The sequence below is a fragment of the Bacillus stratosphericus genome (assembly GCF_020524495.1).
Lineage (GTDB): Bacteria > Bacillota > Bacilli > Bacillales > Bacillaceae > Bacillus > Bacillus stratosphericus_B.
The window spans coordinates 1-15138 of the sequence record NZ_JAIVLB010000055.1; the positions used below are offsets into that span (position 1 = coordinate 1).

17 protein-coding genes and 2 riboswitches are annotated in these 15138 nt (G+C 39.2%); of the genes, 13 read left to right on the forward strand and 4 right to left on the reverse strand.

Annotated elements, in window-relative coordinates; translation table 11 throughout:
• Positions 1 to 182 precede the first annotated feature (182 nt).
• The 4 genes from LC033_RS15450 (at position 183) to LC033_RS15465 (ending at position 3800) form a co-directional block, all read left to right on the forward strand.
• The gene (locus LC033_RS15450; protein ID WP_226569943.1) at positions 183 to 323 is read left to right on the forward strand and encodes a hypothetical protein; all 141 of its coding nucleotides are present in this window, start codon (positions 183 to 185) and stop codon (positions 321 to 323) included.
• A gap of 121 nt (positions 324 to 444) precedes the next feature.
• A riboswitch (M-box (ykoK) riboswitch) is annotated at positions 445 to 608 on the forward strand.
• Between the two features lie 208 nt (positions 609 to 816).
• Positions 817 to 2175, forward strand: a complete 1359-nt coding sequence (gene mgtE / locus LC033_RS15455; RefSeq protein ID WP_226569945.1) for a magnesium transporter — start codon at positions 817 to 819, stop codon at positions 2173 to 2175.
• 101 nt (positions 2176 to 2276) lie between these two features.
• On the forward strand, positions 2277 to 2648 hold the full coding sequence (locus LC033_RS15460; RefSeq protein WP_226569947.1) for a metal ABC transporter substrate-binding protein: 372 nt from the start codon (positions 2277 to 2279) through the stop codon (positions 2646 to 2648).
• 687 nt (positions 2649 to 3335) lie between these two features.
• A complete protein-coding gene (locus LC033_RS15465; protein WP_095408317.1) occupies positions 3336 to 3800 on the forward strand; it encodes a MarR family winged helix-turn-helix transcriptional regulator in 465 nt (154 codons plus the stop codon).
• Positions 3801 to 3830: 30 nt separating this feature from the next.
• Here LC033_RS15465 and LC033_RS15470 read toward each other — a convergent pair whose 3' ends face one another.
• Positions 3831 to 6254, reverse strand: coding sequence for an EAL domain-containing protein (locus LC033_RS15470; protein WP_226569949.1), 2424 nt, complete (start codon positions 6252 to 6254; stop codon positions 3831 to 3833).
• 249 nt (positions 6255 to 6503) lie between these two features.
• On the opposite strand from LC033_RS15470, the gene LC033_RS15475 reads away from it, so the two are divergent.
• The 4 genes from LC033_RS15475 (at position 6504) to LC033_RS15490 (ending at position 10190) form a co-directional block, all read left to right on the forward strand.
• Positions 6504 to 7118: a DedA family protein gene (locus LC033_RS15475; RefSeq protein ID WP_226569952.1), complete on the forward strand. Its 615-nt coding sequence runs from the start codon at positions 6504 to 6506 to the stop codon at positions 7116 to 7118.
• A 78-nt stretch (positions 7119 to 7196) separates the two neighbouring features.
• A riboswitch (yybP-ykoY riboswitch) is annotated at positions 7197 to 7366 on the forward strand.
• 31 nt (positions 7367 to 7397) lie between these two features.
• Positions 7398 to 8183, forward strand: a complete 786-nt coding sequence (locus LC033_RS15480; protein WP_226569954.1) for a MeeY/MeeF family manganese export membrane protein — start codon at positions 7398 to 7400, stop codon at positions 8181 to 8183.
• A gap of 220 nt (positions 8184 to 8403) precedes the next feature.
• The gene (gene sigI / locus LC033_RS15485; RefSeq protein ID WP_226569956.1) at positions 8404 to 9159 is read left to right on the forward strand and encodes an RNA polymerase sigma factor SigI; all 756 of its coding nucleotides are present in this window, start codon (positions 8404 to 8406) and stop codon (positions 9157 to 9159) included.
• Positions 9156 to 10190: an anti-sigma factor domain-containing protein gene (locus LC033_RS15490; RefSeq protein ID WP_226569958.1), complete on the forward strand. Its 1035-nt coding sequence runs from the start codon at positions 9156 to 9158 to the stop codon at positions 10188 to 10190. Before sigI ends, LC033_RS15490 begins: the two co-directional genes overlap by 4 nt.
• 162 nt (positions 10191 to 10352) lie before the next feature.
• Here LC033_RS15490 and LC033_RS15495 read toward each other — a convergent pair whose 3' ends face one another.
• Complete coding sequence (locus LC033_RS15495) at positions 10353 to 10547, reverse strand: alpha/beta-type small acid-soluble spore protein (protein ID WP_226569961.1); 195 nt, start codon at positions 10545 to 10547, stop codon at positions 10353 to 10355.
• A gap of 117 nt (positions 10548 to 10664) precedes the next feature.
• On the reverse strand, positions 10665 to 11378 hold the full coding sequence (locus LC033_RS15500) for a DUF1836 domain-containing protein (protein ID WP_226569964.1): 714 nt from the start codon (positions 11376 to 11378) through the stop codon (positions 10665 to 10667).
• Positions 11379 to 11656: 278 nt separating this feature from the next.
• On the opposite strand from LC033_RS15500, the gene htpX reads away from it, so the two are divergent.
• The 5 genes from htpX (at position 11657) to ykzE (ending at position 15002) form a co-directional block, all read left to right on the forward strand.
• Positions 11657 to 12556 carry a protease HtpX gene (htpX, locus tag LC033_RS15505; protein ID WP_226569967.1) on the forward strand — a complete coding sequence of 300 codons (900 nt, stop codon included), beginning with the start codon at positions 11657 to 11659 and terminating at the stop codon, positions 12554 to 12556.
• A 141-nt stretch (positions 12557 to 12697) separates the two neighbouring features.
• Complete coding sequence (locus LC033_RS15510) at positions 12698 to 14044, forward strand: TrkH family potassium uptake protein (protein WP_226569969.1); 1347 nt, start codon at positions 12698 to 12700, stop codon at positions 14042 to 14044.
• A gap of 96 nt (positions 14045 to 14140) precedes the next feature.
• Complete coding sequence (locus LC033_RS15515; protein ID WP_226569971.1) at positions 14141 to 14659, forward strand: DUF421 domain-containing protein; 519 nt, start codon at positions 14141 to 14143, stop codon at positions 14657 to 14659.
• 6 nt (positions 14660 to 14665) lie between these two features.
• Positions 14666 to 14830 carry a protein YkzP gene (gene ykzP / locus LC033_RS15520; protein WP_226569973.1) on the forward strand — a complete coding sequence of 55 codons (165 nt, stop codon included), beginning with the start codon at positions 14666 to 14668 and terminating at the stop codon, positions 14828 to 14830.
• Positions 14823 to 15002 carry a protein YkzE gene (gene ykzE, locus LC033_RS15525; RefSeq protein WP_226569975.1) on the forward strand — a complete coding sequence of 60 codons (180 nt, stop codon included), beginning with the start codon at positions 14823 to 14825 and terminating at the stop codon, positions 15000 to 15002. Before ykzP ends, ykzE begins: the two co-directional genes overlap by 8 nt.
• A gap of 52 nt (positions 15003 to 15054) precedes the next feature.
• Here the strand turns inward: ykzE and LC033_RS17430 are convergent.
• On the reverse strand, positions 15055 to 15138 hold an 84-nt coding region (locus LC033_RS17430; RefSeq protein ID WP_226569977.1), incomplete at its 5' end, for an IS3 family transposase.

Genomic DNA, 15138 nt, shown 5'->3' on the forward strand with positions numbered 1-15138 from the left:
ACTACTTCTAATTGATTTCTTCTCTCTTCTTCACGTTTCGATAACATGTTCATCCCCCGCAGAATTGTGTTATTACCCTTATTATACAAAAAAGCTTGTAGACTTTGTCTACAAGCTGCCTTACACATTCATGTGTAAGGTTTTTTCATTGGGACAAACTAATGGAAAGGAGGCGAGAGAATATGAAGAAAAAAGAAGAAGAACAGACGATGGACCATGCGGAATATGTTCCGCATCCTGATGGAGAAGGGTATGCTTTGTTTTTGCATGATTCCTTTCATCTCCTCTCCCAAGAGGATATGATCCAGCCGGAAGAGGAATAGAAAGCATGAGAGGGCGATGGTCGACTATCTATCGCTCTTTCTTTAAAAGTAAGCGAATACATGAGTTAACTTGGCATCTTGCTTATTGACATCATTCCGTTTTTTCTGTAATCTCATTGTGTTGAGACTTCGTTAGGTGAGGCTCCTGTATGGAGATACGTTGCTGCCCAAAAATGTCCAAAGACGCCAATGGGTCAACAGAAATCATCGACATAAGGTGATTTTTAATGCAGCTGGATTTATCCTATGCCATACAGTGCTAAAGCTCTACGATTGAAGGAGCAAGTGTTTATTTTGTCATGCTTACAAAGCACCTTCATTCGGTTGAAGGTGCTTTTTTATGAGAAAAGGAGGTGTGGGGATGGATCATCCAGATTCGAGACACATAGAGAGTATGTCAAAAGATCAGATTGAGACATCAGATAGAGGAGATCCTGACCCCTGCACATTCTAAGGGATTCGGATATCTCCTGACTTTGAGGAGGTAACAGCGATGATACAGAACATTACGTACGATGAACTCATTTTAAAAATCATTATTTTATTAAGAGATAGCAAACGCCAAGAATTTAAAAACATTATGGGAGAGCTTCAGCCGTATGATATGGCCTATTTATTTAAAGAGCTTCCAGAAAAACACCGAGGGCGTTTTCTCAGTTTTTTAACAGTCGATGATGTGACGGAAATGATGGGGGAGCTTGAGCGGGAATATCAAGAGATCATTCTTGAAAAAGTAGGAAAAGACAAAGCCACCTTTGTCACAAACAAAATGGATAACGATGACTTAGCCAACTTGTTTGATGAAATGGATGATGAGCTAAAAGATCAGCTATTATCAAACATGGAAGCAGAGGAATCAAAGGCCGTTCAGCTTCTGATGAATTACCCTGCTGAGACAGCAGGCCGGATCATGACCAACCGGTACGTATGGATTCCTCAGCATTATACGGTGCAGGATGCTGTCGTTAAGCTGAAAAGCTTTGCTGAAATTGCGGAATCCATCAACTACTTATATGTAATTAATGATCAAAAACAGCTTGTAGGGGTCCTCTCATACCGAGATCTTATTTTAGGCGAACAGGATGAAAAGGTGCAGGATCTCATGTTTACAAGAGTTATTGCCGTTGGAGCATTTCAAGACCAGGAAGAAATTGCAAAGCTGATTGAACGCTATGATTTCCTCGCCATTCCTGTCGTGGAAGAAAATAATGTCCTTGTCGGAATTGTCACAGTCGATGATATCATTGATGTCGTCATTCAAGAGGCGGGAGAAGACTATGAGAAATTTGCTGCCTCTGGTAAAGATATTACGTTTGACACGCCGGCATTTGTTGCGGCATACCGCCGTCTTCCGTGGTTGATTTTGCTATTATTCATCGGGCTGATTTCAGGCAGTATTTTAAATTATTTTGAAGATACCCTTCAGCAAGTCGTCGCTCTTGCTTTCTTCATGCCGATGATTGCAGGTATGACAGGGAATACTGGTACACAGTCTCTTGCTGTCGTCATTAGAGGACTTTCCAAAGAAGAATTAACGAAAAAAACCATTATGCGCCTTATTTTTAGAGAACTGAGAACAAGTATTTACATTGGGATTGTCTGTTCAATCATTATTACAGTCGTTGCGATGGTGTGGCAGGGCAATATGATTTTAGGTTTTGTTGTCGGTTCCTCACTCCTTGCGACACTTATTATTGGCACAATGGCAGGTACTGTCGTGCCCATTATTTTACACAGATTAAATGCGGACCCAGCTATTGCCTCTGGGCCGCTAATTACAACATTAAATGATATTTTATCACTGCTCATCTATTTTGGAATTGCCACAGCGTTCCTTCATGCACTCGTGTAACAAGAAGACTGTGGAGCGTGTCGTTTTACAGTCTTTTTTGAATAAAGATTGCATATAGCGCTTCCATCCTTTACATTTTAAGGAGAAGGTGGGAGAGAAACATGAAGAAGTTCTTATTCATTTTGATGTGTATTCTTTTACTTGGTGCATGTCAAAGGGAAGACGAGGGGAAAGACAGAAGGCTTGTGGCTGCGGAGCATATGCTCGAAGCCATTGCTGAAGGAAATAAAAGAAATATGGAGAACATCTATGTCGAAGGTGCGGTCCCAAGCCCGGATGATATTCTCAAATTGAAAAAAGAATGGGGCATTGAGGAGCTTTCCTATCAAGATTTTCAATTGGAAGAAGCAAGCATTCATGTCTTTCGTGCGAATTATAATGATGCTCAAACTGGCAAGAAAAAGGCGCTTGCCCTTCGGGTAAAAGAAGATGCTGAAAGAGGCGTACTCATAGACTTTGTAGGAGTTGTCTAAGGAACTAAAGCTTCTTCTAAATAAAAAGAATCGTTCAAAAGAGCGATTCTTTTTTGGGTTAACGATTTTTTGTACCGGAAGTGTGCGTTGATCTGTCCTTCCAGCATTTTTTAATTGTCCGCTTTTTAATGCCTGTTAAGATACATCTTCCTGCGTCATATACTCACCCCACCCGATCCTCACAATGTATAGAAGGGGATATTCGGTGCGGCGTATATTAAAGTTTATTCATTAGGCGTTTATAGCCCTAATGCGACCAAGGACATGACAATTAGTGACTTAAAAAAAGAGCATCATTTCTTTTTCAACAAAACAGAGCGCTATTTGTAAAAATCCCTTGAAATGTGCACCCGTCCCATGAAGGGTTCTTTTTTGCGTGTTTAATATTATAGCAATATTGAATTTTGTAGAAGTTTGACGAATTTATCGCAAGAAAACATAGATTATTTACATATTATGTTAAAATATGTCGCAACTTGATGGTTTGCTAAAAAAGCTTTTTTTCAAGATAATTGTGAAAAATAAGAAGGATTTTAAAAGTTTATATCGAAATCTTATACATAACACGAATGGAGTCACTTATGTGGTTGAAAGGGTTTTCAAAATGTACTTCTATTTTTTACGAAAGGCTCCAACTGCACCGCAAGAAAGCCTTGAAGTTAAAAAAATATTATAAGAGGTAGATATGTGATGAGACTATCGTTTAATGAAGAAGAAGTAGAACGTTCAATGACGCTTTACAAGGTTTTTGCAAGAGCATTTAAAAGCGTTTCAGAACACAGTATTAGAGACAGCAAGGAGCATGGATTTAATCCAACTGAATTTGCCGTTCTTGAATTGCTGTATACGAGGGGTGCTCAAAAGCTTCAGCAAATCGGCTCAAGACTCCTGCTTGTCAGCGGGAATGTCACGTACGTAATTGACAAGTTAGAACGAAATGGTTTCATTGAAAGAGAACAGGACCCGAAGGATAAACGGTCGGTTTATGCCCATTTAACGGATAAAGGGCGCAGTTATCTTGATAAGATTTACCCGATCCATTCTCTTCGTATTGCGAGGGCATTTTCTGGTCTGACACGTGAAGAACAGGAACAATTGATTAGTCTACTGAAAAAAGCAGGTATTCACAGTCAACATTTATTATTTAGATAAAACGAAAAGGTGCCATGGTTGGCACCTTTTTTATGTGCCCAGCTGATTTGCTGGATACGCGATAAACTTTTCAATATCGATTGCTGGAAGTGGCTTTGCATAATAAAATCCTTGTAAATCGTCACAGCCTTGCGCAGATAACAGTTGCGCCTGTGCAAAGGTTTCAACGCCTTCTGCGATGACTTCGAGAGATAATTGATGCCCCATCGCTATAATGGCGCCAGTAATTTGCTCAGACTTTGAATCACTTAGGATATCTTCAATGAAGGATTTATCAATCTTCAGTCGATGAATGGGCAAATCTTTTAAATAGCTTAAGGAGCTATGACCTGTTCCGAAATCATCGATACTAATGCGAACGCCAAGCTGTTTCAGCGACGTTAACACTTGTTTTGATTGCTTGATGTTGTCCATTGTCATACTTTCTGTTACTTCAAGTTCCAGAAGTGACGGTTTGAGATCGTACTTTTTTAATGTCAGTTTGATCAAATCAATTAAGTCTTCAGAGTTAAACTGTTTAGCAGATAAATTAACGGCGACAGCGATCGTTAAACCATTGTCATACCAAATTTTTGCCTGCTTACATGCGGTATCAATGACCCATCTGCCAATATCAATGATGAGACCTGATTCCTCAGCTATTTCAATAAAAGCCTCGGGTGATTTTAAAGAACCGTCTGGTGTTTTCATTCTTAAAAGGGCTTCAGCCCCTGTCATTTTTCTAGTTTTGGCACTGACTTGCGGCTGATAGTGAAGCACAAACTCTTCTCTTTGAATCGCATCTCTTAATTCCAGCTCTCGATTTAATCTGTCCTCACTAGATGTTTCCATTGATTCAGTAAAAAACTCATAACGGCTTTGCTTATGTTTTTTAGATAAATACATCGCCATATCGGCTTTTCTCATCAGTTCCATGCTATCTTTGCCATTTTGCGGAGAGATGGCGATTCCGATACTAATGGACGTCATAAGCTGATGGTTTTGAATGAAAAAAGGACGTTCAAATTGACGGATGATATTTTTAGAAAGTTGCTCAATTTTATGTGTACCGTGCTCCATCGGAGGGAAGATTATTAAAAACTCATCTCCGCCAAGTCTTGCAATAAAGCCATTGTCCGGTAAACATTGTGTCAGTCTGTTTGCGGCGGCTTTGAGTAGCAAGTCACCTATGTTATGACCTAATGCATCATTAATGATTTTAAAGCGATTCAGATCAAGAAAAAGAACCGCCGTGGATGTCCTTGTCTCCTCTTGAGTAGAAAGAACATTATTTAAATGATTGATACCGTGTCGTCGATTAGGAAGTTCAGTTAATGGATCATAATGCGCCATCACATAAATTTCTTTCTCAGCAATCCGCTGCTTCGTTAAATCCTTTAAAACAACATAGATGCTGTCAATTATTCCGTTGACGTGAACAGGTATGTATGTGACATGATAATAATAGAAACGATCAGCTACTTTCAGTTCTGCTTCTCGTGTGAGGGCCTTTTTTGAGTGATAAATAAATTTTTCCCACATTTCAGTAGGCATCACATATTGGCTGATATCATCACCGATCCAAGAATTGCACATCTTTAAGATTTGTTTACCTGTGTCATTAGCAGAAAGAACCTTTCGATCAACAGATAACACGATAATGCCATCTATATTATGTTTAATGAGCGATTGGAACCGCTGCTCATTTTCCTTTCGCTTATCTGACTGCTTCATGATTCGGTAATCAATATAGGCACCAAAGATCATGAGCGTTTGGACAATGAGAGTCATCAAGACAATAAAAATAGACAGACGGAATGGCGACATTTCAAGAAAACCATCCGCTGCAGCCTGCCCCTCAGAATAAAAAAACATCGTAGAAGCAGCCATTCCGGTATAATAGATCCCAGCAATACCACCGCCCATTATAAGTGCTCCAGCTATCTTAAATAGATGATCCTTCTGTCTTTTCTCAGACCGATGGAGCCGAAAAAAAAGGTTTAATGAAAAGAAAGAAGCTAGCGCAGCAATGAAAAACGAAAGAAAAAAGAGGGATGGATCATAGCTAATTGTGACATTGGCCATTGATTCCATTCCGAGATATTGCATGCTGCAAATAGCCGATCCCATGGTGATCGAACTAATCAGCAGTCGTCTTGTTGAGAGCTTCTGCTGGATGCACATTGAAAAAGCGATCAAAGAACCGCTAAAAGATGCAAAAATCGATAAAACCAGTAAGGGCGCTTCATATGTGATGCCAGAACGCATGTGGTATGCCATCATGGCAATAAAATGCATCGACCATATTCCCATGCCCATGATCATTGCACCAATGATCAGCCATACCTTTTTCTTTGCACCGCTTGACTGAATCACTCGGCTAGCTAAACGAAGAGCTGAGTAGGAGGTGACAGCGGCGACAGCGACCGACAGAAGGACAAGCCATCCGTTGTAGTTTCCTGCTAAATGTGTCATGTGAAAAAACCTCCTATTATATCCTAAAACAGACATATACTTCTTTTATCGGCTCAAATGCGTCTTCTGTTCACTTTTCCTTCACTAAAAAGAACAATCATCATTTTTTCCCTATCTTTTATAGTAAAATCGAATTTAATGTGAAAAAAACGATGAAAAGTGAATCATTTCTGACGTTTTATCCGTTTAATATATGGCATGGTTCTAAAAGCGATAGGGTCTGTCAAACTGATTATATGTGAAAAGGGATTGATAAACATCGAAGATTTTATTATTTCTTTAGCTGATGCCTTTAAGAATTTGTCGTACTTTGGCATCTTCCTCGCCTTGTGCATTGAATTTGTTCCTGCTGAAGTGATTTTGCCACTCGCCGGCTACTGGGTCTCAGAAGGGGACATGGCCTTCATCGGTGTTGTGGCTGCCGGATCAATTGGCGGTGTGGTTGGCCCCTTGACCTTGTACTGGCTAGGGCGTTACGGCGGCAGACCCTTTTTAAATAAGTACGGGAAATACTTTTTTGTAAAGCCTGAATCACTTGACAAATCCGATGCATTCTTTGAAAGGCATGGCGGTTTTGTCGCATTTAGCGGCCGGTTTATTCCAGGGGTCAGAACCTTGATTTCTATCCCGTGCGGTATTGCAAAGATGAATGTGTGGGTATTTTGCCTGTATACGTTTTTGGCTATTACACCGATTACGTTTGTGTATGTGTACCTTGGGTTTATGCTTGGTGAGAACTGGAAAGAGGTAGGCACTATTTTAGATCAATATCTTTTACCGATTGGGATTGGTGTTGTTTTATTGTTTATCCTTTACGTATGGTTAAAGCGAAGAAAGAGAAAAACAGAAACGCCAACAGCCTAATGACTGTATTGCAATGACAGGAACATGTTGACAATCCAGTGTCTATTGATTATGATATAACTAATCTAAATAGTCTTAAATCCCACCAAAGGGGAGTAGCGTCCGGTTTTACCGGAAACAAAGTCGTCATTACATGGACTTACGTTCCATCGGCTTTGTTGGCATGATCTACATATCACATGTCTAGCAAGACCTTTGCCATTATAGGCAAAGGTCTTTTTTGCATTCATAAGCCTTTGTCTATTGTGGGACAATAAAAACAAACAAGGAGGAATGATGATGGATGCAGCAATTATTTTAGAGTACGGGTGGGTTCTTCTCGTGTTGATTGGATTAGAAGGGATTCTAGCAGCTGATAATGCGTTAGTCATGGCTGTGATGGTCAAACACCTTCCTGAAAAGCAAAGAAAAAAAGCATTGTTTTACGGACTTGCCGGTGCGTTTATCATGCGATTTGGTTCTCTGTTTTTGATTTCATTTTTAGTGGATGTGTGGCAAGTTCAAGCAATTGGCGCAATATATCTTCTTTATATTTCCATTCACCATGTGTTGAAATCTCATGTATTTAAGAAAAAGGAAACAGATACGAACATGAAACAAAGTGGCTTTTGGGCAACAGTTGTAAAAGTTGAGCTTGCGGACATTGCTTTTGCAGTAGACTCCATATTAGCAGCCGTTGCTTTAGCTGTTACACTACCGAAAACAAATCTCCCGCAAATCGGTGGACTTGATGGCGGGCAGTTTATCGTCATTCTTTTAGGCGGTATCACCGGTCTTGTCATCATGCGATTTGCTGCGACTGTATTTGTGAAGCTATTGAAAACAAGACCAAGTCTAGAAACAGCAGCATTTGTCATTGTCGGATGGGTTGGCGTGAAGCTCATGCTCTATACACTGTCTCATCCAGCCATTGGGATAGTGTCTTCACATTTCATTCATTCAACATTATGGAAAGTCATTTTCTGGGCGGTGCTTCTCACAATTGTAGCTTTTGGGTGGTTTTTATCAAGTCCATCAAGAAAAGATGGGCAAGAAAACGAGGAAAAACAGGAGGTACACCTATAGAATAGGTTTTTTGAAAGAAATATCATTTCATTTTCATAACACGGATATTACAAAAAAGGGTGAGATACCCCCTTATTTCTTTATTTTTAGACGAAACGTTGTAAAGTAGATAAAGAAATATGTGTCATATTGGAGTAATAGGAAATGAATTCCTCATCTCTTCCTTTGCGCTTCTCTCATAAATTAGATATCATAAATGAGTAATATAGGGAGAACTGAGGTGAAACCATTGCTTAGCCTTTTGTTTAAAAAAGGAAAGAAAAATCAAACATTAGAGCAGTCGGCTATCAGTATCCAACAAGGTGATATCGAGCTGCAAAATGCATTAATTGAGCAATACAAACCATTTGTCGCTAAGACGGTTTCATCCGTTTGTAAACGATATATAGATGAAAAAGATGATGAATTCAGTATAGGTTTAATGGCCTTTAATGAAGCGATAGAAAAATACTCTTCCGAAAAAGGGAATTCACTTCTTGCATTTGCGGAGTTAATTATTAAAAGAAAAGTGATCGACTTTATTCGAAAAGAAGCGAGAAATGTGCCAACGGTTCAAATAGACCCTCAAGAAATTGAGAATGGCGAATACTCTCAAAGCATGATTGAAGCAGAGCTTTCTGCAAATGAATACAGACGATTAGTTGAACAAGAACATAGAAGAGAAGAGATTGAACATTTTAAACAACGATTAAAAGTATACGGTCTCACGTTTCAAGAGTTGCTTGAGCATTCACCAAAGCATGCAGATGCGAGACAAAATGCAATTAAGGTGGCGTATACGCTCGTTGAGCACGATGAGCTAAGAACCATTTTATTTCAGAAAAAACAATTACCAGTTAAACAGCTAGAAAAGCTAGTGGTAGTCAGCCGCAAAACGATTGAGAGAAATAGAAAATATATCATAGCGATGGCGATCATTATGACAGGTGATTATGTGTATTTGAAAGATTACCTTAAAGGGGTGCTTAATTCATGAGAAGAGGCATTATAGTAGAGAAAAACAAAAAATATGTCACACTGCTGACCCCTGATGGACAATTTCTGCGGACAAAGTATGAACAGCAAGACTATGAAATTGGTCAAGAAGTGACATTTCCGTATGAATCACGTCTCGAAAGAAAAAGAGCCGGTTTTTTTGACCTGCTCCGTTTACGTCCGTTAAATGCAGGAATTCTATCAATCGCAGCTATTATTGTCGTGATTTTCACTATGATGCCATCTTTCTTAAGTCAAAAAGCATATGCGTATATGACGATCGACATTAACCCTAGCTTTGAGCTGAAACTGGATCACAATTATCAAGTGATCGGTGTTACACCGCTGAATCAAGATGCGAAACAAGTATTGGCCAGTATGAAGGATTTAGAAAAAAACGACATGACCAAAGTCGTGCAGGGAATTATAGATGATTGTGATAAAAAAGGATATGTAAATCACTCTAAAAGAATTTATATTTCAACTGTTTATGAAAACAAGCAGGACCATACATATAAAACAAACGTAAAAAACAAAATAGACACCATTTCTGGTGAATATCAAAAGCGCAATTACAAGTTAGAAACGGTGGAAGGTGACCTGGAAACAAGAGAAAAAGCACAAAGGGCAGGCATCTCAACAGGAACATATATTAGAAATCAAGAAATGCAAGACAAAGAACAAGAGGACATGAATAAGGACGCACCAGCAGATGATGAGGCTGTCAAAGAAGAGCCTAAGAAAGATGATAAAGATCAAGCAGACAAAGACGAACAAGAAGAAATAAAGACAGACGATAGCGATGAGATGCAGCCAGGTAAAGAGGCTCCTGAAGGCGAAGACAAAGAAGAAGTAGAGAGGGAAGAACAAGGATCTGTTCAAAATCCTCACCAAACAAAACCTGATGATGAAAACAAGGACAAAAAGGGAAAGGAAGAGAAGGATCACTCTTTTAATAAAGAGCAAAAAAAAAATCACTCGTCTTACCCTGATGAAAACGACACAAATCTTGGTGATGCAGACAAGGAGTAAAGAAAAACGCCAGTAGTCAGAAACGTCCGTCGGTGAATGTTAAAGAGATGACGTCAAGCAAAATGGAAAGGATGCGCGTTCTCTTATCGTGAGAGCCGAAAAGAACACACATATGAACAATAAAAAAACGCCAGAATAGATCCGGCGTATTGCACCATGTATTTATTTAGATTCATTACCCATTTGTGATTGAGCCTGTTGTACGAGTCTTTTTGTGATCTCGCCGCCAACAGAACCGTTTGCACGTGCGACTGTATCTGAACCGAGAGTCACGCCAAATTCTTGTGCGATCTCGTATTTAAACTGTTCCAATGCTTGTTCTACTCCAGGAACAAGAAGTTGATTTCGATTTGCCATTGTACGATTCCTCCTTTCACCTCATGTTTGTGATGCCTTCTTATTTTGAAAAAACTTGCCTACAATTATGCAGGCAATTGCTGCCCAAAAAAAGAGGTGAACTCATCACCTCGGCTCTTAGCCATTATGCTGTAGCGTATTAAACATCATTTCCTGTGCTGTACTTTGTAAATGAGAAGTGAAAACTGAGAAGACTGTAGAATTGATTATGCCTTTGATTAAATGCCATTGATGCTCTGCCAATTCTGAAAACTCCTCACGAAGCTTATCTGTCTGCTCCTCTGTTATTTCCCGTAAATTCGCTTCCTTTAGCGGAAAATGTGTATGATGATAAATAAAATCAAGGACATGCGCATATGCTTCATAAAATCGCAGTGGACTGATAATATCATCTGTTCGATCTGTAATCGTGTTAAATAAGGCAGATAAGATCGTACGGATGGCATCAAAGTCAAAAACAGATTTTAAATCCCTAACGATTAATAAAATAACGACCTGCTCAATCGAGTACTTCTTTCCAAGCTCTGGATGGCCAATCATATCTTTAATGTCTCGTTTGATCCAGTTTTGAATTGCAGTCGATTTTAGAGAAGTCAGCTCGCACAGATTCCCTAGTTCAACTATTTCATTTGTGGAGAGCCCGTGCTCTGATTTTTGCTTCCGCCGTTCAAGCCTCTCAAAAAACGAAGGAATTTTTAGTTCGTCATATTCATGCTGCTTGTCGTTTTTTACAGATACATTCAAAAGCTGAAGCGGAGTCAGATCTCCCTTTCCTTTTAGAGAATACAGAAGTCTCGTCATGTCCATTCTCGTTAATTTAAAAGTAACCATGTTCCACCTCATTGTACGTCAAAAACGTGATTATTGATCTAATTCAACATCATAATCTCTTTTTGATAAAAATGCAAAATTAACTAAAAGTAGGTATATCGTGTCACAATTTGTTCACTTTTCTTCTATAGCAAATGGCGTAAACATTGAAGTGACGGGATTTATACCGTTATGATGAACATAGGAAACGATTCCTTTCTCCTTGCAATTTGAGACGTTTATTTTTATAATTTTATTAATAAGTTCATTTGAACTTAATATGACAGCGGAGGTTATGTATGGGTAAAAGAATTTTTCTGTTTATATTAACGAACATTCTTGTTATCACTACGATTGGGATTGTACTATCGGTTATTAGTGCAGCAACTGGTGTTGGTTCTTATATAGGAGCAGACGGTAGACTTAACGTAGGTTATCTTCTAGTATTCAGTGCAGTTGTTGGTTTTGTTGGCTCGTTTATGTCATTAGCGATGTCTCGATGGATGGCAAAAATGATGATGGGTGTGCGTGTGTTAAACCCTGAAAAGGATACGTTAACATATGATGAGCAGCAGCTTGTTGACCGCGTTCATAGATTATCAAGAGCAGCAGGCCTTTCTAAAATGCCTGAGGTTGGTATGTATCAATCATCTGAAGTCAATGCTTTTGCGACAGGTCCTTCTAAGAGAAGGTCACTTGTGGCCGTTTCCACTGGATTGCTGAATGAAATGGATGATGCAGCCGTTGAAGGTGTTATTGCCCACGAAGTCGCTCACGTTGCGAACGGTGACATGGTGACAATGACGTTACTACAAGGAATTGTCAACACGTTTGTTGTTTTCCTTTCAAGAATTGCAGCATGGATTGCAAGTCGATTCGTTTCACGTGAAGAGCTTGTACCGATTGTTCACTTTATCGCAGTGATTGTCTTCCAAATCATTTTCTCTATCCTAGGAAGCCTTGTCGTCTTTGCATATTCTAGACATCGTGAATTCCATGCAGACAGCGGCGGTGCTGACCTTGCAGGAAAAGACAAAATGATTCATGCGCTCCGTTCTCTTGAGGCATATACGTCAAGAATTAAAGATGATGATCAAACAGCGGTCGCTACACTAAAAATCAGTGGTAAAAGAAAAGCTTCTCTTTTCTCGACACACCCTGATTTAAACGAAAGAATTAGAAGGCTAGAAGCAAAATAAAAAAATCTTAAGACATTCTGTTATAGAATGTCTTTTCTTTTTTGATGAAAATGAAAATAAGCATAAAATACCTTTAAAATTGTGGCTCTTTTCATTAAAATGGTAAGTATTGAAAAATGAAAGTTAAAAGAAGGAATTACAATGAACCCAATAAAAAAGCTAATTGACCGGCTATCGGCTTTCCAGCTGATTGCCCTTTATTATTTTCTGGCTGTCACAGTCTCATTTATTCTTTTAAGTTTGCCAATTGCTCATCAAGAGGGGGTAAAGTGGACATTTATTGATGCCCTATTTACAGCTGTGAGTGCTGTAAGTGTCACAGGTCTGACCGTTGTCGATATTTCACAAACATTTAGCGTCACAGGTATGTGGATTCTTGCGTTTGTTCTGCAAATCGGTGGCATCGGAATTATGACCCTCGGCACCTTCGTATGGATCGTCATGAGGAAAAGAATCGGCATTAAAGAAAGAAAGCTTATCATGGCAGATCAAAACCAAAGCAATTTATCAGGAATCGTGAAACTAATGAAGCAGGTCTTATATTTAATTTTGCTCATTGAGTTTGTAGGCGGTCTGATTTTAAGTATGTATTTTCTCAAATATTACGATGTGCAAGGGGCTTTCTTACATGGTTTCTTTTCGAGTATTAGTGCAACAACCAATGGAGGCTTTGACATTACAGGCAATTCGTTGATCCCTTACAAAGGTGATTATTTCGTTCAATTTATTACGATACTGCTCATCATTTTTGGTGCGATCGGTTTCCCGGTGCTCGTTGAAGTAAAAGATTATTTATTCAATCAAGACCGAAAGTACACATCATTTTCGCTGTTTACAAAAATCACAACGATCACATTTGGCAGCCTAGTCGTTGTTGGTGCGATCGGGATATATGCCCTTGAAGCCCGGTTTACCTTTCTAGGGAAGAGCTGGCACGAAATCTTGTTTTCTTCTTTGTTCCAATCAACAGCTACAAGAAGTGGTGGGCTTTCGACAATAGACATGACTCAATTGACAGAGGCGACGCTATTATTTTTATGTATGCTCATGTTTATCGGGGCATCTCCAAGCTCGGTGGGAGGCGGAATTCGGACCACCACATTTGCCCTGAATTTACTCGCACTGTTTCATTTTGCAAGGGGCAATAAGTCCATCAAAATTTTCAAAAAAGAGCTTCACCAAACGGATGTTAATAAATCCCTTATGGTGACGATGATGGCCTTTATCTTGGTATTTGGTGCCACATTCCTGTTAACCTTATCCGAACATAATACACTTCTTGAAAATTTATTTGAAGTTTGTTCTGCCTTCGGAACAACGGGACTATCGCTAGGGATTACCTCTGACCTCACTGTGTTTGGCAAGTGTATTATCATGATGGTCATGTTTATCGGCCGAATTGGTCTTCCAAGCTTCTTATATTTAATTGGACGTAGAGAAAGTGAAGCGAATTATCATTACCCAAAAGAGCGCGTTATTATTGGCTAAACAGCATTCTCAGCGAATGCTGTTTTTTATTTCCATTATATAACTGGCTAAATAGCACGAGATGTTGGCAATCTATAGGTAAGAGGTGAACGAGACGTGCTAGATGTATTATGGAAAGCGACTGTCATGCTGTTAGTTGGAACCTTGCTACTGAGAATAGCAGGACCCAAATCCATTAGTCAATTAACTGTACAACAAACGGTGATCATGATTTCCATTGGGTCGATTATTATCCAACCCTTTATAGAGCATAATTTACTTGAAACGATTTATGCAGCAACCATCTTTATTGTGGCACTTGTGGTAATGGAAAAGCTGTCGATTCGGTTTGATTTCTTTGAAAAATTGGTTTCAGGGAAATCTGTGGTCATTTTGCATAATGGTGAAATGCTTGATCACAAGCTGAAAAAAGCACGGCTCACAAGGGACCAGTTCAAAATGCGCTTAAAGCAGCAGGGCATTACGGACATCAGCAGTCTAAAAAAAGCCACGCTAGAAGCTAATGGACAAATTGGCTATGAGTTAAAACCTGAGGAAAAACCAGTTACAGTCAAACAAATGAAAGAGCTGTTTGACCAATTGAGAGAAGAACTAAACATGTCAAAAAAGGACTGATTTCAGATGAAAAGAAAAGCAGCGAAAAATGAAGCAATGACAAATAATATGACGCCAACAGAAAGCATGGCACATGATCAAGGACAAACACAATTTGACGAGCAATCAAATAATCGACAGGCAAACCGAAATTCTCACCAAGGAAGACAAGGGGGAGCATCTCGTGACTAAAAAGCATGTGAAAAGCAAGGATATCAAAGACCATAAAAAACCGATGAATCCAGATATCTTAGAAGAGGAATTTGGCAACGAGCTTGGGGATGTGAACAGCAGTAAATGGATTGATTCCCTTATGAAGCCTAAAAAAGATTCTGAATGTCATAAAAAACAAAAGAACAAGTAATAAAAAACGATCCTCGTGTGAAGTGACCCCCTTAAGTTAGACACGGTATTTATTAGACAGCTTTCGAGGCATGAGTTCGATATTGTATCGGACTCATGCCTTTTAGTTTCGTCTTTATACGTGTGTGATTGTAGTA